At 73.5% G+C, this 18,172-nt stretch carries 12 protein-coding genes; 4 read left to right on the top strand and 8 right to left on the bottom strand.

The window, feature by feature from the left end:
- The first annotated feature begins 53 nt into the window (after positions 1–53).
- On the top strand, positions 54–1,229 hold the full coding sequence (locus MKL01_RS14830) for a vWA domain-containing protein (protein ID WP_243905975.1): 1,176 nt from the start codon (positions 54–56) through the stop codon (positions 1,227–1,229).
- Positions 1,230–1,587: 358 nt separating this feature from the next.
- Here the strand turns inward: MKL01_RS14830 and MKL01_RS14820 are convergent, their stop codons facing one another.
- The 3 genes from MKL01_RS14820 to MKL01_RS14810 form a co-directional block, all read right to left on the bottom strand.
- Entirely contained in the window at positions 1,588–1,818 is a 231-nt protein-coding gene (locus MKL01_RS14820) for a hypothetical protein (protein WP_243905974.1), read from the bottom strand.
- Positions 1,819–2,118: 300 nt separating this feature from the next.
- On the bottom strand, positions 2,119–2,439 hold the full coding sequence (locus MKL01_RS14815) for a 2Fe-2S iron-sulfur cluster-binding protein (protein WP_043347410.1): 321 nt from the start codon (positions 2,437–2,439) through the stop codon (positions 2,119–2,121).
- Between the two features lie 147 nt (positions 2,440–2,586).
- Positions 2,587–2,907, bottom strand: a complete 321-nt coding sequence (locus MKL01_RS14810) for an Hpt domain-containing protein (protein WP_243905973.1) — start codon at positions 2,905–2,907, stop codon at positions 2,587–2,589.
- Positions 2,908–3,195: 288 nt separating this feature from the next.
- Here MKL01_RS14810 and MKL01_RS14805 point away from each other — a divergent pair, with 288 nt between their 5' ends.
- Positions 3,196–10,404 carry a hypothetical protein gene (locus MKL01_RS14805; protein ID WP_243905972.1) on the top strand — a complete coding sequence of 2,403 codons (7,209 nt, stop codon included), beginning with the start codon at positions 3,196–3,198 and terminating at the stop codon, positions 10,402–10,404.
- A 420-nt stretch (positions 10,405–10,824) separates the two neighbouring features.
- Positions 10,825–11,133, top strand: coding sequence for a cupin domain-containing protein (locus MKL01_RS14800; protein WP_243905971.1), 309 nt, complete (start codon positions 10,825–10,827; stop codon positions 11,131–11,133).
- 12 nt (positions 11,134–11,145) lie between these two features.
- Here MKL01_RS14800 and MKL01_RS14795 read toward each other — a convergent pair whose 3' ends face one another.
- Both MKL01_RS14795 and bluB read right to left on the bottom strand, forming a co-directional pair.
- Positions 11,146–11,655 (bottom strand): L,D-transpeptidase, encoded by a 510-nt coding sequence (locus MKL01_RS14795; protein WP_243905970.1) that lies wholly within the window; start codon positions 11,653–11,655, stop codon positions 11,146–11,148.
- Positions 11,656–11,838: 183 nt separating this feature from the next.
- Complete coding sequence (gene bluB / locus MKL01_RS14790; RefSeq protein WP_243905969.1) at positions 11,839–12,477, bottom strand: 5,6-dimethylbenzimidazole synthase; 639 nt, start codon at positions 12,475–12,477, stop codon at positions 11,839–11,841.
- Positions 12,478–12,831: 354 nt separating this feature from the next.
- On the opposite strand from bluB, the gene MKL01_RS14785 reads away from it, so the two are divergent.
- Positions 12,832–13,206 carry a DUF2794 domain-containing protein gene (locus tag MKL01_RS14785; RefSeq protein ID WP_243905968.1) on the top strand — a complete coding sequence of 125 codons (375 nt, stop codon included), beginning with the start codon at positions 12,832–12,834 and terminating at the stop codon, positions 13,204–13,206.
- Positions 13,207–13,221: 15 nt separating this feature from the next.
- Here the strand turns inward: MKL01_RS14785 and MKL01_RS14780 are convergent, their stop codons facing one another.
- The 3 genes from MKL01_RS14780 to MKL01_RS14770 form a co-directional block, all read right to left on the bottom strand.
- On the bottom strand, positions 13,222–14,115 hold the full coding sequence (locus MKL01_RS14780; RefSeq protein WP_243906025.1) for a dihydrodipicolinate synthase family protein: 894 nt from the start codon (positions 14,113–14,115) through the stop codon (positions 13,222–13,224).
- A 101-nt stretch (positions 14,116–14,216) separates the two neighbouring features.
- Positions 14,217–14,987 carry a Bax inhibitor-1/YccA family protein gene (locus MKL01_RS14775; RefSeq protein WP_243905967.1) on the bottom strand — a complete coding sequence of 257 codons (771 nt, stop codon included), beginning with the start codon at positions 14,985–14,987 and terminating at the stop codon, positions 14,217–14,219.
- A 438-nt stretch (positions 14,988–15,425) separates the two neighbouring features.
- Entirely contained in the window at positions 15,426–18,002 is a 2,577-nt protein-coding gene (locus tag MKL01_RS14770) for an ABC transporter permease (protein ID WP_243905966.1), read from the bottom strand.
- Positions 18,003–18,172: the final 170 nt, after the last annotated feature.

The following is an 18,172-nucleotide window of genomic DNA, read 5'->3' as shown; positions in this document are numbered from 1 at the left end:
CGCCCGATTCGCCCCGACTTGACCCGGACGCCTGGCTGGCGCGTTCTCGCGGGATGCTGCTGCAATTCTTCACGGCGCTGCGCGACGCCAAGGTCCCCGTCTCCCTGAAGGAGTACCTGACGCTGCTCGGCGCCCTCGACCGGGGGCTCGCGGAGCGCGACGTCGAGGCGTTCTACTTCCTGTCGCGCACCGCCCTGGTGAAGGACGAGGCCCATCTCGACCGGTTCGACCGGGTGTTCGGCACCGTGTTCAAGGGGCTGGAGACCCTCGGCGAGGCCGTGGAGGCCGCCGCCATCCCGGAGGAGTGGCTGCGCAAGCTCACCGAGAAGTACCTGACCGAGGCCGAGAAGGCGGAGCTGAAGGCGCTCGGCTGGGACACGCTGTTCGAGACCCTGAAGCAGCGGCTGGCCGAGCAGAAGGGGCGCCACCAGGGCGGTTCGAAATGGATCGGCACCGGCGGGACCTCGCCGTTCGGCGCCTACGGCTACAACCCCGAGGGGATCCGCATCGGCCAGGACGGCAACCGCAACTTCCGGGCGGTGAAGGTCTGGGACAAGCGGGAGTTCAAGGATCTCGACGACGACCGGGAGATCGGCGCGCGCACCATGCGCCTCGCGCTGCGGCGCCTGCGCCGCTTCGCGCGGACCGGCGCCGCGGAGGAACTCGACCTCGACGGCACGATCCGCGAGAGCGCCCGCCAGGGCTACATCGACGTGCGGCTGCGGCCGGAGCGGCGCAACGCCGTGAAGGTGCTGCTGTTCCTCGATGTCGGCGGCTCGATGGACTGGCACATCGAGCAGGCGGAGGCCCTGTTCTCGGCGGCGCGCTCGGAGTTCAAGCACCTCGCGCACTACTACTTCCACAACTGTCCCTACGAGGCGGTCTGGACCGAGAACCGGCGCCGGCACGAGGCGAAGACGCCGCTCCTGGACGTGATCCGCACCTACGGCAGCGACTACCGGGTGGTGTTCGTGGGCGACGCCTCGATGAGCCCCTACGAGATCGCCACGCCGGGCGGCTCGGTGGAGCACTGGAACGAGGAGGCCGGCGCCGTCTGGATGCAGCGGCTCCTCGCCCACTTCCCGAAGGCGGCGTGGCTGAACCCGGTGCCCGAGACGCACTGGGGCTACACCCAGTCCATCGGCATGATGCGGCAGCTCGTCGGGGGCCGCATGTTCCCCCTCACCCTCGACGGGCTCGACGCGGCCGCACGGACGCTGGTGCGGTGAGGGCGGACCTGCCGTTCGCCCGGTGTGACGAAGCGGACAGCGCGTCAATGCCGCGCCCGGCTCCGACCGGGGCCGAGGACGCGAAGCACGTCGACGGTGCCTGGGACTTCATCGTCGGCAATCGTGTCGACGATCCGGTGGCCCGCTACGCTGCGGGAGCGCGTCCCGTCATGGTCTCCGTCCGGCCATCCGAGCGGGGTGTGGCGCAGGTCTCGAAACGCTCTGTTGAGCTGAGCCAGACGGTGCGCCGCCTTCTCCCCCGCGCCAGGCCGGCGCAGCCATCTTCGCACGGAAGCGAGGTCTGCCGCCGCCGCGCGGGAGATCCGGACGCGAAACGACACGGTTCCACGTTCGTCAATCAGCGCTTGGGCGAATGGGCCGAGGCTTCAGGAAGCTCGACCGGCTCCCCGTTCGCCCAGGCATCGAGCCAGGCGTCCACGTCGCCGTCCGCGATGTATCGACCGTCGTCTATATCGGCCTCGGCGACCGCCAGCGTGGACGCTTCGGCGGCGAGGCGAGCCTCACGCCGCTGATCGGCCTCGCCGGACGTCTCCAGCCGCCGTTCCTGCCGAAGCCCGGCCCTGGTCATGTGCAGGCTCCCGCAGCATCGTCCCGAACGGTGGTCGCGGGCTTTCGGAAAACGACACGGCGCACGCGACGGCTTGGCCCCGCACGAGCCCCGTGGGCACTCCGACGCGACGGCGTCTGCGGCGTGCGCACGGCGTGTGAGTCAGGCCGCATCGCAGGCGGGCACTCTCTTTTGCCCCCCGGTTCGAGCCGTTCCCGATCCCGTTGCGACAGGGAGCGGCTTCAGCACCTTGTTGCAGTGTGCGTTCCTGCGCCGAACCGGCATCCCCTTCGCCGGAAAGCACGCCCGGCGCCGGAGGGCCTACCCCTGCTGGGACGGCGTCGTCACCACCAGCCCGTCCAGCGCCGGGGTGATCTTGATCTGGCAGGACAGGCGGGAATTCTCGCGGACGTCGCTGGCGAAATCGAGCATGTCCTGCTCCATGTCCTGGGCCTTGCCGACCACCTCGATCCACGCATCGGCGACGTAGACGTGGCAGGTGGCGCAGGCGCAGGCGCCGCCGCACTCCGCGTCGATGCCCGGCACGTTGTTGCGCAGAGCCGTCTCCATCACGGTCGCGCCGACGCTGCCTTCGACGGTTCTTTCCGTCCCGGCATGGTCGACGTAGGTGATCTTGGGCATGCTTGGGGCTCCGGGCTCGCGTCGAGCGCATTCAGTCCGACGGGCGGCGTGCCTGCTTGGCGGCAGAGACCGCGGAATGCAAGCGCAGCGGTTGACACCGGTTCCGGATCGATCGCCGCATCGCCCGGAGCCGTCACGGGACGGCCGTCAGGCCTGCGCATCCCCGATCTCCGCCAGCGCCATGGCGACCGCCGCGGCGAGGTCGTCGAGCGGCACCGGCCCGTCACCCGCGCGCAGGCGCGCCTCGGCGGCGTCCGCGAGGGCGTGCACCCGCCCGGCGCCGACGCCCGCGGCCGAGCCCTTCAGCGTATGGGCGAGGTCGGCGCGCCGGTCCGGCGGCGCGGCGGGGTCGGCGAGCCGGGGCAGGATCGACCGGCATTGCCCGGCGAACAGCGCCAGGACCTCGCGGGCGAGATCGGCGTCGCCGCCGGTCTGGGCGTCCAGCGCCGCGCGGTCGATGGCCTGCATGCTCGGGCTCCCGGGATGCGTGTTCTTCGGGGATTGCGGACCTGATCCACAAAATTCACCCCCTGATTCGCCGGTCGGGGATCGCGCCGGACCCCGTCCCTGCGGCAGGATGGCGGAGGCGGTGAACGGCAGGCTCGGTAACCATTCGGTTAACCTTTCCTGGGGCCGGCCGGAGGCGCGGGTATCGGCAATCGCTGCCCGCGTCTAATCTTGTAATGGTAAACGGGGTGTTGCGTCTCCGGCATCAGCCTCCCCAGGTGCCGGTGAACCCGTGTGACGAGGCGTTGAATGGCGACCGAGAAGAAGCTGAAGGACCCGGCCGAGGCCGCGCTCTCTGCGATCGAGCAGGCGCTGAACCTCGACGCCCTGACGCCGACCGCCTCCGAAGGCCGCGCCGAGCCGCGCCTGCCCGACGTCGGCGATGCCGATCCGCTCCTCGACGGGGCCCGCGACCCGGCCGGGCGCACCATGCCGCCGCGGCTCGACCTGGACCCGCCCCTCGCCTCCGACCTGCCTCCGCCCGGCCTGGAGCGCCCGCGCCGCGAGGGCGGGCTCCTGCCCCCCGACCGGTCCCTCGTGGCCAACGACGACCGGCGCAACATCGGCATCCTGCAGCAGACCCTGCGGGTCCGCTCCTCGCCCAAGCCCTACCTGGTCGCGCTGGCCGCCGGCCTCGCCTGGATCGGCGCCCTGGTGCTGATCGCCTGGACGAAGTCGGAGGGCGACCTGCGCGGCGTCGTGGCGGGCCTCACCGCCCTGCAGGCGAGCGTCGGCGCCGCGGCCCTGTTCGGCCCGGTGGTGCTGTTCGTCATCGCCGCCATGCTGGCGGTCCGCGCCCAGGAGATGCGCCTCGTCGCCCGGGCGGTCGGCGAGGTCGCGGTGCGGCTCGCCGAGCCCGAGAGCTTCTCCACCGATGCGGTCCTGACCATGTCGCAGACCGTGCGCCGCGAGGTGGCGGCGGTGGGCGACGGCGTCGAGCGGGCGCTGGCCCGCGCCGGCGAGCTGGAGACCCTGGTGCGCGGCGAGATCGCCACGCTGGAGCGCGCCTATTCCGACAACGAGATCCGCATCCGCTCCCTCGTCGACGAGCTGGTGGCGCAGCGGGAGGCGATCGTCACCAACGCCGACCGGGTGCGCAACGCCATCACGGGCTCGCACCAGAGCCTGAGTCAGGAGCTTGAGGGCGCCTCCGACCGGATCGTCTCCGCGGTGACCGGCGCGGGCGAGCGCGTGACCGGTGCGCTGGAGACCCGCGGCGAGGCGATCACCGCTTCCCTGGGCGAGGCCGGCGACCGGGTCGTCGGCCTGATGACCGCCCGCGGCAGCGACCTCATCGACAATCTCACGGCCACCAGCCAGGAGGTGCGCGGCGCGATCCAGGAGGTCGGCGAGACCCTGACCCGCGCCTTCGAGACCCGCGCCGGCGAGGTGACGGGCGCCTTCGAGACCGCCGGCACCGCCCTCACCGACCGGCTGGCCGAGAACACCGGCGCCCTCGCCCGGAGCCTCTCCCAGACCGGGTCCCAGGTGGGCGAGGCGCTGGAGCGGCAGGCCGGCAGCGTGCGCGAGAGCTTCGAGCGCTCGGTGAACGGCCTGGAGACGGTGTTCCTGTCGCGCGGCTCCGAGCTGACCGAGCGTTTCGGCGCGATGGGGGCCGAGATCACCGCACGCTTCGCCGATACCGGCTCGGTCCTGACCCGGGAGATCGCCGGCCGCGGCGCGGCCGTGCGCGCCGAGATCGAGACTGCCGGCCTGTCGGTGGCCGAGATCATCGAGGGCCGCGGGCGCGACGCCCAGACCGCCCTGGCGCTGGCGGCCGGCGGTGCCGGCGAGACCCTGACGGCGCGGGCGGCCCTCGTGCGCGACGAGTTGATCGGCACCGCCGCGCGCATCGCCGACGCGCTGTCGGACAGCGGCGGCGCCCTCGCCGACCGCATGGACGGCATCGCGGCGCGCCTCGACGAGACCGTGACGGTCCGGGCCGCCGACCTGGAGAACCGGGTCGCGACGGCGGCCGAGCGCGCCGGCGGCGGCATCGCCCACCGGGCGCAGGAGGCCACGGCGAGCCTGGAATCGGCGTTTTCGGCCCTGGGCCAGGGGTTCGAGGCCGGGGCCGCGGCCGCGGTCGGGTCCCTGCGGGGGACGGTGGAGAACCTGTCGGGCGAGGTCGAGTCGCGCAGCCTGGCGACCGTTCAGCTCTTCGAGCGCCGCGTGGCCGAGTCCGCCGCCGCCCTCGCGGCGCGGACCGGGGAAGCGGCCGAGGCGCTGCGCGCCGCCGCCGACCAGGCGGGCGAGGCCGCCGAGGCGCGGACGCAGGACGCGACCGCCCGGCTCATCGCCACCCTGGAGACCCTGCGCGGCGCCTCCGCCGAGGTGACCGGCGCCGTAGAGGCCGAGACCGCGGCCCTGACGACGCGGTTCCGCGACGCCGCCGACCGGGCCGGCACCGACCTGGGCGCGCGGGGCACGGAAGCGGTCGCGATGGTCCGCGCCGCCCTCGACGACCTCAACCGCGAACTCGCCGCGCGGACCGGCGACGCCACCGGCAGCCTCGCCGAGGCCGCCCGGGCGATCTCGGCCGACCTCGCCGCCCGGATCGGCGAGATGGAGGCCGCCTTCGGCGAGCACGGCCGCGGCGTCGCCCAGCTGCTGGCGAGCCACGCCGACGAGACCCAGACCCGGATCAGCGGCACCGGCCGCGACATCGTGCTCGCGGTGGCGAGCCAGGGGGCCCGCATCGCCGACACCCTCAGCCAGACCGGCGCGAGCTTCGCCGAGACGGCCGACGGCCGGGTCCGGGCGATCGACGAGACCCTGGGCAGCCGCCTCGCCGCCCTGCAGGAGACCATCGCCCGCGGCGACATCCTGGCCGACCGCATCGGCCGCGACACCGCGGCGCTCGGCGAGACCGTGGGGGCGCGGCTCGAGGAGATGGACCGGCTGATCAGCGTCAAGGGCCGGGACGTGGCCGAGACGATCTCGGCCCAGGCCCGCGAGGCCGGCAGCCTCATCGAGGGTCATCTCGGCGGTCTGGAGGAGCGGTCGGTCAAGCGGGCCGCCGAGATCGGCGCGGTTGTGGCCGGCCTCGTCAGCCAGATCGACGGCCATCTCGGCTCCCGCGCCGACGCGGTGGACGCGGCGCTGCGCGCCCGGACCGACGAGATGGCGCGCATCATGACGGAGGGTCATCGCGGCCTCGCCGAGATGCTGGAGGGCCGGACCTCCGGGCTCGGGGAGGACATCGCCCGGCACACGGACGAGATCGCCCGCCGGATCGAGGCGAGCGCCGGCCGGTTCGACGCGGGCGTGATCGGCCGCCTGCAGGCGATCGCCGAGGCGCTGGACGAGCGCGCCCGGCTCGTGGACGAGAGCTTCGGCGTGCAGGCCTTCGAGGCGATCCGCCTCATCGAGGCGCGCACCCGCGCGGTGGACGAGGAACTGGCCGGCCGGACCCGCGACCTCGTCGCGATGATCGCCGACCGGACCGGCGGCCTCGACGGCGCCATGGCCGAGCGCGTCCGCGCCCTCACGGCGACGATCGAGGAGTCGACCCGCGCCCTCGAGACGTCCCTGACGGCCCGGGGCACCGAGATCGTCCGCCTGGTCGACGAGCACGCCGAGAGCGCCGACGCCACGCTCACCGCCCGCACGGATGCCGTCCGCGCCGCCTTCGCGGAGCGCGCCGACCTGCTGGGCCGCCTCATCGACGAGCGCCTCGCCACCCTGTCGGGGGAACTCGACGAGAAGGGCCGCGCCGTGTTCGGGGCGATCGGCGGCCGCATCACCGAACTCGCCCGCCTGCTCGACCGCGGCGGCACGTCGCTCGCGGAGCTGATCGACCAGCGCGGCGAGAGCGTGCTCGCCAAGCTGCAGCAGACCATCGCTGACGCCGAGCGGATGCTGGAGGCCGGCGAGGGCCGCCTGGGCCACACCCTGTCGAGCCGCACCGCCGACATCAGCGGCCTGCTCGACGACGGCGTGCGCACGGTCCACACCCTTCTGGACGACCGCACCAACCAGATCCGCGTGATGCTGGACGACCACGCCGGCACCCTGGCCGCCACCCTCGACGGCCGCATGGGCCCGATCCACCAGGCGCTGGACGGGCGCGGCCAGGCGCTGGTCGCCGCCCTCGAGGGCGCGTTCGGCACGGCGACCGGGGCTCTGGACGACCGGACCCGGCAGCTCGGCACCCTGTTCGACGAGCGGCTGGGCAGCCTCGAGACCCTGGTCGAAGGCCGGGGCAACCGCCTCGCCGACACGCTCACCGCCCGGGCCCAGTCCCTGCGCACCCTGTTCGAGGAGGCGCAGTCGGCCCTCGACGCGATGGTGGAGGGCGGCGGCGGCCGCTTCGCCGCCACGGTCGATGCCCGCATCCAGTCCCTTCGCACGGTGCTGGAGGAGGCGCCCGCCGCCGTCTCGGCGCTGGTCGAGACCCGCGAGCGCCAGCTCGCCGCGACCCTCGACGCCCGGACCCAGCGCCTCCAGACCCTGTTCGAGGAGGCCCAGAACGGCCTGCGCGACCTCGTGGACGGGCGCGGCCAGGACGTCGCCGACGCCATCGCGGCCCGGACCGAGGGCCTGCGCACGACCCTCGACGCGGCGCCGGGCCAGATGGCCGACCTGCTCGACGCCCGCGTGGCGGATCTGCAGGGCCTGTTCGAGCGCGCGCAGGGCGAGATCGACCGCTTGGTCGAGAGCCGCGGGCGCCAGATCGCCGGGACGATCGAGCATCGGACCCAGGCCCTGCAGGCGACCATCGAGAAGGTGAACCCCGCCATCGCGGGCCTCCTCGAGACGCGCGAAACCCAGCTCGCCGAGATCCTCCGGGAACGGACCGGCGAACTGCAGACCCTGTTCGAGCGGACGCAGGGCCGCCTCGGCGCGATCGTCGAGGGAACCGGCCGCGACGTGTCCGAGCGGGTCGATGGACGGATCGAGGCCCTGCGGGAGACCTTCGAGCAGGCCCGGACGACCATCGCGGGACTCCTCGAGGACCGCAGCCAGGCCCTGATAGACGCCGCCCACGGCCGCACCGGCGCGCTGGTCGAGATCTTCGACACCCGCCTGCGCGACCTCGACGGCGTCGTGGAGGGCCGCACGGCGGCCCTGGCGCAGGCCGTGGAGGCGCACAGCGAGACTCTGGCCCGCGGGGTCGAGGCCCGCGCCGACGCCTTCACCCAGCGCATCGACAGCCGCATGCGCCTGTTCGCCACCCTGGTGGCGCAGCGCGCCGACACGCTGGCCAACGCCTTCGACGACCGTCACGAGGCCTTCGCGGGGCTCATGGACGAGCGCACGGCGAACCTCGTCGCCGCCCTCGACGAGCGGGCCCGCGCCCATGCCGAGCAGGTCGACGCCCACAATGCCGCGCTCGCCGAGACCCTGAGCCGCCGCGAGGCGGCGCTCGCCGGCCTGATCGACGCCCGCACCGAGGCCCTCGGGGCCGGGTTCGAGCGGCGCGCCACGGCCCTGGGGGCCCTGGTGGATTCCCGCGGCGAGGCCCTGTCCCGCCGCCTCGCGGAGAGCGCCGAGAAGCTGGTCCGCGCCATCGAGGAGAAGGGCGGCGCTCTGCTCGCCAGCGTCGAGGGCAGCGGCCGCGCGGTCGGCGACAGCCTGGAGGGCCATGTCGAGCGCCTGCGCGCGGCCATCGACGGGCCGATGCTCGACCTGTCCCGGGCCCTGGCGGACCGGGCCGAGGCGATCGAACGGGTGCTCGCCGAGACCGGCCTGCCGCTGGCCGAGACCCTGCGGGAGCGGACCGAGGAACTGGCGGTGCAGTCGCGGGCCTCGGCCGAGCTGCTGCGCGCCGCCGTCGAGGACGGGGCGGGCCGCACCATCTCCGAGCTGTTCGACACCAACGACCGGATGGGCCGGGAACTGGGGGCCCTGCTCCAGCGGGTCGAGTCCGCCAATACGGCGCTCGGCGAGCTCGTGGCCGGGGCCGACGCGAATCTCGGCGCGGTCGAGCAGGGGCTCGCGGGCCGGATCGAGCAGGTCCAGAGGGCCCTCGAACGCATCGCCACCGAGACCGGCCGGGCCAGCGCCGGGGTCTCCGCGCAGGTGGAGTCCCTCCGGGGCGCCGCCGACGGGGCGCTCCAGGAGGCGTCCCGCCTCGCCGAGACCCTCGACGGACGGGGCCGCTCGCTCGGGGAGCAGACGGCCGCCCACGTGGCCGCCCTCGACCGGGCGGCATCCTCGCTCGCCGCCATCGAGAACCGCCTGGAAGCGACCCTGACGGGCCGCGAGACCGCCCTGACGGAGGTGCTGGCCGCCTTCGAGGCCCGGGCCGTGGCCTTGGAGGAGAACGGCAAGGCCCTGGAGCGGACGATCGAGCAGACGCTCCGCGCCGCCGAGGACCGCGCCCGCAGCGTCGGGGAGGCCCTGACCCAGTCGGCCCAGGGCGCCGGCGCCTCGGTGACGAGCGCCTTCGCCGATCTGAAGAACAGCGCCAGCGCCGAGGGCGAGAAGGCCGCCCAGGGCGTGCGCCAGGCCATAGAGGAGGCGGCCCAGGACATGCGCAGCGGCTTCCAGGAGGCCCAGGCGAGCTTCGGCGATTCCTTCTCGGCCCTGCGCGAGATGGCGGGCTCGATCCGCGGCGAGCTCGACGCGACCCGCGCCGAACTCGCCAAGGGCGTGCTCGAACTGCCCCGCGAGACCCAGGACGCCACGGGCGAGATGCGCCGGGTGGTTGCCGACCAGATCAAGGCGCTCAACGAGCTCTCGTCGCTGGTCACCCGCTCCGGCCGGTCGGTGGACGTCGCCCAGCCGCAGACGCAGCGGCGGGTCGCGGAGGGCGGCGGTCGCGCCGCCGGGTCGATCACCGGCCCGGCGCCGACGAACGGCTCCGCGCCGCCCGCCGCGTCCCTGGCACCGGCGTCCCCCGCGCCGGCCGTCCTGGCGCCGCCCGCCCCGCCCGCCCCCGCGGCCGCCCCGCGCGCCGCGGTCGCCGCGCCGGCGCGGATCGAGGCGCCGCGACCGACCGCGTCCGTCCGGCCCGCCGCGCCGGCACAGGCCGGCGACAAGCGCGGCTGGCTGTCGGATCTGCTGACCCGCGCCTCCCTGGACGAGGACGAGCCGCCGGCGGCGGATGCGCCGGCGCCCGCCGCCGCGCCCGGGCGTCGCAACCCGGTTCCGGCGGCCGAGACCGGGCGGATCGCCCTCGACACGATCTCGACCGACATCGCCAAGATGATCGAGCACCGGACCGCGGTCGACCTCTGGGAGCGGTACCGCCGCGGCGAGCCGAACCTGTTCGACCCGCGCATCTACACGCCTCAGGGCCGGACGACCTTCGCGGAGATCCAGCGCCGGTACCGGGCGGATGCCGAGTTCCGCCGCAGCGTCGACCGCTACGTCAGCGAGTTCGAGCGCCTGCTCGGGGACGTGGTCAAGAACGACAGCGACGCCAAGCGCACCGACGCCTATCTCACCTCGGAGACCGGCAAGGTCTACACCATGCTGGCCCATGCCAGCGGGCGCTTCGACGGGGCCTAGGAGGCCGCCGCCGGAGGGGATCCACCCTCCGGCGGGACGCGACGGGCGGACGGGGCCTCTCCCCCGCCCGCGTCGTCCCGGGCAGCCCTGAAGGCCGCTCCCCCGGTGGGGCTCGCCCCGCTCAGCGGCGACCGGCGCACGAACCGAGGCCCGGCTCCGGGCCGCCGGGAATCCGGTCGATCGCGGCTGTGATCGGCATCGCGACCCCTCGGCGGCGTCCGGCCGTTCGCCGACGCTCCGGAACCCGGACGGTATGGAGGCGCGGCGCCGGTCCGCGCCTCTGCCGCGCAGCCTGGATGGGCCGGTGCGACACCCTGCCGAAGCCCGGCGCGGCCCGTCGGGCGACGCCCCGCGCCGATGGGCGGAACGGCGTCGCCACCGCGCCGTTGGCTGCGGAGATCCATCGACGGGAGGGGCGCAATGACCACGAAGGTATCGGCCCGCGGCGCAGCCGCGGGACCGCACGGCGAGATCGCTCTGGCGCGGGGCGAGCGCCTCGGAATGCGGATGTGGCGGGCCGAGGAGCCCAACGCCGACAAGCCGATGACCACCGCAGCCCACGAGACCGTGGGCTACGTGATCAGCGGTCGGGCGGAGCTGGTCGTCGGGGGCGAGACCGTGGCGCTCGCCGCCGGCGATTCGTACTGCGTGCCGGCGGGCGTCGCGCACACCTACCGGATCCTGGAAACCTTCACGGCCGTCGAGGCGACGGCGCCGCCCGCGGCGTGAGGGACCGGGCCGTCAGTGGGTCATGTAGACCCGCGTGCCCACATCGACCCGGCCATAGAGATCGACCACGTCCTGGTTGTACATGCGGATGCAGCCATAGGACGCGTAGGTCCCGACCGAACTCGGGCGGTTGGTTCCGTGGATCGCGTACTCGCCGCCTGCCAGAGTCATCGCCGCCGCGCCCATGGGGTTGTGCGGCGAGCCGCCCGCGATGAGGTTGGGAAGCCGCGGGTTGTCGCGCTTCACCTCGGCGGGCGGCGACCATGCGGGGGCGACGTACTTGCCGTCGATGGAGGCGGTCCCGAACCATTGCTTGCTGGGCTTGCCCACCGCGACGGGATAGCGGATCGCGGTCCCGTCGCCGTTCACCAGGTAGAGCTTGCGCTGGGACACGCTGATCACCACCGAGCCCGGCGCGACGCCGTTCTCGAAGGGGACGACTTCCCGCGCCGCGGCGGTCCCCGAGTAACCCGCCAGCATCGCGCCGGCCAATCCGAATAAAGCCGCCACCCGACCCGACATGATCCGTTCCTCGACAAGCAAGACCCTCTGCGGCCAAGTAATCCACGGCCGAGCTTGTCGTTCCAGGAAAAGCTATGGTTGACGCGGGCCCGTACCCCACATCTGTGGAGCACGGTAAAAGAGCATCGTAAATCAATCCACCGGCGATGAGCGGCCATCCGCGACCCCGGGGCCGAGACCCGGTCAGCGCTCGACGAGCGTGCCGCCGCGCTTGTCCTCCGGCTGCCAGCCGTGTCGCTCCAGTTCCGGGTCGCTGTGCTCCTCCACCGGATGGCCGACGCAGAGATAGGCCACGAGCCGCCACGCCTGCGGCACCGCCAGGATCGCCCCGACGGATTCGGGTTCCAGGATCGACACCCAGCCGACGCCGAGGCCCCGCGCCCGGGCCGCCAGCCAGAGGCACTGCACGGCCCCGACGACCGAGTAGGCCAGGGTCTCCGGCATGCTGGCCCGCCCGAGGCCGAGCCCGGTCTCGGTCGCCCCGTCGCAGAAGGCCGCGAGATGGACCGGGGCCTCCTTCAGGCCGGCGAGCTTGAGGGTCCGGTACTGCGCGGCGCGCTCCGCATCGTAGCCGGCGGCCGCGGCGGCGTTGCAGCGGGCGAAGCTCTCCGCGACGGCGGCCCGCCGTCCGGGATCCGACACGCGCACGAAGCGCCAGGGCCGGCTGTTGCCGACCGAGGGCGCCCGGTGGGCCGCCGCCAGGCAGGCCTGCAGGCTCGCCTCGTCGACCGGGTCGGGCCGGAAGCGGCGCACGTCCCGGCGCCACGCGAACAGCGTGTCGAGGTCCTGCACGAAGGCGTCGTCGAATGCGGGCGGGCCCATGATGCCGCTGGCATACCCGTTTCCGGACCCGGACCGGAAACAGAAAAAAGGCCGCCCGATAAGGGCGGCCTGAAGTCTTGGGTCTCGAAACCTCGGAGTGCCGGTTCCTGGGATCCCGAACGACGGCCGATGGCTGGGGAGCTGGGTATCGGGCGCCGCCCGGACAGAGCCCGGCGAGGTTCAGCGGGTGTTGTGCCATCGCAACGCGGCTCCGAAAAGGCGCGATTGGGGCGGAAGCGTGATTTTTGTCGCTTGGGCGTGTCTCAAGCGCCACGGGGCCCGGCCCGGGCAGCCCTTGCGGTCCGCCGCGGCGAAGCCCATCATCCGGCAAAGCATCGATGCACGGGAGCGGTGATGACCGAACGGACGGGCGCCGGGCCGAGGCCCGACGAGATGGCGGAGCGCGTCATCCCCTTCCCGGCCCGCGCGGACCCTCCGCAGGTCGCCTTCAACCGGGACGAGCTGCGTACGATCTTCAACCTCTATGGCCGACAGGTCGCCGCGGGCGAGTGGCGCGACTACGCCCTCGATTTCCGCCGGGACAAGGCCGTGTTCTCGATCTACCGCCGGGCCTCCGAGATGCCGCTGTACCGGATCGAGAAGGACCCGAGGCTCGCCCGCCGGCAGGGCGCCTACGCGGTGATCGCCGCCAGCGGCCAGATCCTGAAGCGCGGCACCGAGCTGGTCCGCGTGATCGCGGTGCTGGAGCCGGCGCCCCGGATCGTCTGACGGCCGCGCGGACCGTCAGCCCAGGTCCAGGGAGCGGAGGGTCGCGGCGATCCCGGTTCGGAGTTCCGCCGGGAGGGGCCGGATCGGCCGCGGCGGCTCGGCCCGGCACAGGCCGAGTTCCTCGGCCAGCGCGTAGACGACCCGCAGGCTGGAATGGGCCCGGAACAGCGCCCAGAGGGGTTCGAGCGCCGCGTTCAGTGCCCGCGCCCGGGCCGTATCGCCCGCCTCCACGGCCCGGACGATCGCCAGGCAGGCCCGGGGGAACAGGCCCGCCGCCACGCTGTACCACGCCGCGCCGCCGGCGATCAGCGCCTCGGTGACGTTCCAGTCGCCGCTGAAGCCGACGGGAAACGCCGCCGGGACGGCCGCCCGGAGCGCCGCGACGCCGGCCGCCGCGGCGGCGGGCTCCGGCGCCGGGCACTTGGCGGCCACGATCCCGGGCAGGCGGGCGATCCGCCCGATCAATTCGGGCGAGAAGCGGAAATGCGTGGTGGCGGGATTGTCGTAGAGGACCAGCGGCAGGCCCCCCTCCGCCGCCACGGCCTCGAAATGCGCCTCGACCTCGGCGTCGGTGAGCGGCGTGTACGAGACGGGGGCCAGGAGGCCGGCATCGGCCCCGGCGGACCGGGCATCCTGCGCCAGCCGGACCGCATCGTCGGTCCGCAGCGCGCCGACGCCGACCAGGAGGGGAACCCGTCCGCCCAACGTCTCGGCGGCGATCGCCACGGCCCGGCGCCGCTCGGCCCGGCTCAGATACGCGTAGGTCCCCGTGCTGCCGAGCAGGCCGACCGAGTCGACGCCGGCCGCCGCCAGGGGCTCAAGCAGCCGGCGGAGGGCATCGGCGTCGACGCGGCCCTCGGCGTCGCTCGGGGTGATCGGGAAGGCGGAGAGGCCGGAGAGCTTCAGCATGGCGCCAGCGTAGCCCATGCGGCGCGTCCGAACAGGCAAAAAGAAGCCCCGGCGGTCGCCCGCCGGGGCTTCTTGGTGTCGGTCGTGTCAGTCGTCCCGGCCTAGCGGCGGTCGCCGATCAGGCTCAGGAGGAACTGGAACATGTTGATGAAGTCGAGGTAGAGCGTCAGGGCGCCGTTCACCGACATCTTGGCCGCCATCTCGCCGTCGAAGCCGCCGTAGAGATACATCTCCTTCAGCTTCTGCGTGTCGTAGGCCGTGAGGCCCGCGAAGATCAGCACGCCCAGCACCGAGATGGCGAACTGGAGGGCCGACGAGGCGAAGAAGATGTTCACCAGCGACGCCAGGATGATGCCGATCAGGCCCATCATCAGGAACGAGCCCATGCCCGAGAGGCTGCGCCGGGTGGTGTAGCCCCAGAGGCTGAGCGAGCCGAAGGCCGCCGCCGTGATGAAGAACACCTGGACCACGCTGCCCCCGGTGAAGACCAGGAGGAGCGAGGACATCGAGGCGCCCATCACCGCCGCGAAGGCCCAGAACATCGTCCGGGCCGAGGAGGCCGACATCCGGTCCATCCTCATCGAGAAGACGAAGATGAACGCCAGCGGGGCGAGCATCAGCACCCACTTCAGCGGGCTCGTGTAGAGCAGCTGACCGAAGGGGGTCAGGACCGGGCGCGTGCCCTGGTAGGCCGCGACCGACGCCATGTTCAGGCCGAGCGCGACGAGACCGGAGATGCCGAGCCCGACGACCATGTTGTTGTAGACGCCGAGCATGAAGGCCCGCAGGCCCTGGTCGACCTCGACCTGGGTGCCGGCGTAGCCGGAGGGCTGCTGGGCGCCGTACCGGAAGGGAGAGTTCTCGAATGCCATGGGAGTGTCCTTGCGGAGCTCTCTCAGCGTGGTGTTTCGGGCGAGGCCCACGCAGGACCTCTGGCGCCGGACTGGCGCCTCGGTGCGGAATATGTTGCGCTGGCGCCGCCAGCACAAGTCCCCGGCCACGGTTGCCGCGCGGGTTTCGTGGGTCCGAAGGATGTATTTTTGTCCATAAAGTCGGGGATTAAAATGGATTTCCTGCCGCCCGCCGGGCCGTTCCACTGACGGTTGCCCGGATGCGGCCGATTCAGGGGCCCCGGGCAAAGTCTTAACGGCTTCCTTATGCCACGCGCGGACACGCGATCTTCGTCGTTGCCGCCGGAACGACCGGTCCGACCGCGCCCGGACCCGCTCCGCGGCACGCCCGGATCGCGCGGCCCGACGTGACCAAGCCCGATCCCGCGCCGGCGGTCGGGATCCGGGCGGGACCTCCGCTCAGATCTGCCGCAGATACGGCGCCGGCTTCTGCCCCAGGATCCGCCAGGTGCCGGCGAGCCCGATCAGGATCGCCAGCGCCACAGCGGCGGCCGCCGCCGCCAGTGCGCCCGACAGGTCGAGGCGGAAATCGAGGTGCATGACCTTCGCGACGATCACCCAGCCGGCGAGCGATCCGGCCGCGAGGCCGAACAACGCGGTGGCGAGCCCCAGGGCGGCGTACTCGATGGCGTAGGCCGAGAGCAGGCGCGCGCGGCTCGCGCCCAGCACCTTGAGCACGACGGCGTCGTAGAGCCGGGCCCGGTGACCGGCCGCGATGGCGCCGGCCAGCACGAACAGGCTCGCCAGGACCGCCACGGCGCTCGCCCCGCGGATCGCCAGGACCAGCCGGCCGACGAGGTCGCCGATCGCGTCGAGGGCGTCCTTGACCCGCACGGCGCTCACCGACGGGAAGGTCTTGGCGACGTCGCGCAGGATGTGGTTCTCGGCCGCCGCGTCGGTCCCGCCCGGGAGCGTCAGCGTGGCGAGGTCGGAATGCGGCGCCCCCCGGAAGGTGCCGGGCGAGAACACCATCACGAAGTTGATGCCGAGGTTGCGCCATTCCACCCGGCGCAGGTTGAAGATCGTCGCCGTGAGGTCGCGCCCGAGCACGTTGACGGTCACGCTGTCGCCGAGCTTCAGCCCGAGCTGGCGGGCGAGGTCGGCCTCGAAGGAGACCAGGGGCTTGGCGCCCTGCTCGGGGCTCCACCACGCGCCCTCGGTGAGGCTCGAGCCCTCCGGCACCGTGTCGGCGTAGGTGATGCCGCGGTCCCCGTCGAGGACCCAGGCGGCGTCCTCCGGGGGGCGGATCTTGCTCGCCGGCACGCCGTTCAGGGCGACGATCCGGCCGCGCATCATCGGCACGTCCTCGATCTTCCCGTTCGGGGCCGCGCGGGCCAGGAACTCCCGGAAGGCGCCCGCGTCCCGGGCCGGGACGTCGAGGAAGAACAGGTTCGGCGCCCGGGCCGGCAGGGTCGCGCTGATCGTGCGGCGCACGTTGGCGTCGATCAGGCTGAGGGTGACGAGGAGGGTCACCCCGAGACCCAGCGACAGGACGATGGCGGGCGTCAGCGCCCCCGGCCGGTGAAGGTTGGCGAGCGCCATCCGCGGCGCCGGCCAGCGCGGATGCGGGAGCCGGCGGGCGAGGGCCATCAGGCCGAGCGCCACCCCGTGCAGCAGGCCGAAGGCGAGGGCCGCGGCCACGATGAAGATCAGCGCCACCCGCCGGTCGAAGGCGGTCGCCACCGACAGGCCGACCAGGGCCGCGAGGCTGGAGGCCAGCCAGATCCGGTAGCGCCAGCGCGGGCTGACCCGGGCGGGATCGACGGTGTCGCGGAACAGGCCCGAGACCGGCACGTCGTGGGCGCGGCCGAGCGGCGTGATCGCGAACGCGAAGGCGGTGATCAGCCCGTAGGCGGCGGCGAGGGCCAATTCCCCGGGGGCGAGGGTCGGGTTCAGGGGCAGCGGCAGGTCGGCGGAGAACAGCGCGTCGAGGATGAACGGCAGGCTCGCCCCGACGACGAGCCCGATCAGCGTGCCGAGGCCGGCGATCAGCATCACCTGCGTCAGGTACAGGGCGACCACCTGCGAGCCCGGGGCGCCGACGCTCTTGAGCGTCGCGATCGAGGGCCGCTTGCGCTCCACGAAGGCGTGGACGGCGTTGCCGACGCCGACGCCGCCGACGATCAGCGCGGTGAGCCCCACCAGGGTGAGGAACTGCGTGAACCGCTCGATGCTCTTGGCGAAGCGCGGGTCGGCGTTGCTGCGCGAGCGGATCTCCCAGCCGGCCTCCGGGGTCGCGGCGCGGATCCGACCTTGCGCGGCGTCGAGGTCCGTATCCGGCGTCCCGGGGGGCAGGACGATCCGGTAGCTCCAGCGGTTGAGGCTTCCGGGCTGGACGAGGCCGGTGGCGCGCAGGCTCGGTTCCGAGATCATCAGCCGCGGCCCGAAGCCGATGCCGCCGGCGATCTTGTCGGGTTCGGACACCAGGGTGCCGCGGATCGCCACCTGGTGCCCGGCCAGCGAGATGCGGTCGCCGACCTTGACGGCGAGGCGGGTGAGGAGCGCCGGCTCGGCCAGCGCCCCCGGCGTGCCGTCGCGCTCCGCCAGCAGGTCGGCGAGCGGGCCCGGCGGGTCGGTGACGAGCGCCCCGGCGGCCGGGTAGGTGGCGGGATCGACGGCCTTCAGCTCGACGAGGGCCGCATCGCCGCCCGGTGCCGCCGCCATGGCCCGCAGGGACGCGACCACGTCGAGCCGCCCTTCCCGCGCCAGGGCCTGGCGCTCCGCGTCGGTCGCCTCGCGGTTGATCAGGTTGTAGGCGAGGTCGCCCCCGAGGATCCGCCGCCCCTCCCGGCCGAGACCGTCGGAGAGCGAGCGCGAGATCGACGCGACGCCGGCGATCGCCGTGACGCCCAGCGCGATGCAGGCGAGGAACACCCCGAATCCGGAGAGCCCGGCGCGCAGCTCGCGCAACGCCAAGCGCAGGGTGAGCGGGACGCGGCGGGGCGCCGGGTCGGGGCGGGTGATCGTGCCGTGCATGGCGTTAAACCGAACCGAGATGCCGCGCTTTCCCTCCCCCCTCTGCGGGGGAGGGTGGCCCCTGCGTCAGCAGGGGTCGGGAGAGGGGAGCGCGGTTTCCGAATGAGGCGTGAGCTTCAGGAAGGCTACAGCCTCTTCCTGCACCGCCGCTCCCCTCTCCCGATCCCCAC

Origin of the sequence: Methylobacterium sp. J-070 (assembly GCF_022829385.1) — a bacterium.
Lineage (GTDB): Bacteria > Pseudomonadota > Alphaproteobacteria > Rhizobiales > Beijerinckiaceae > Methylobacterium.
Note: the sequence above shows the minus strand (reverse complement) of the source record. Positions and strands in the feature narration are given on the sequence as shown.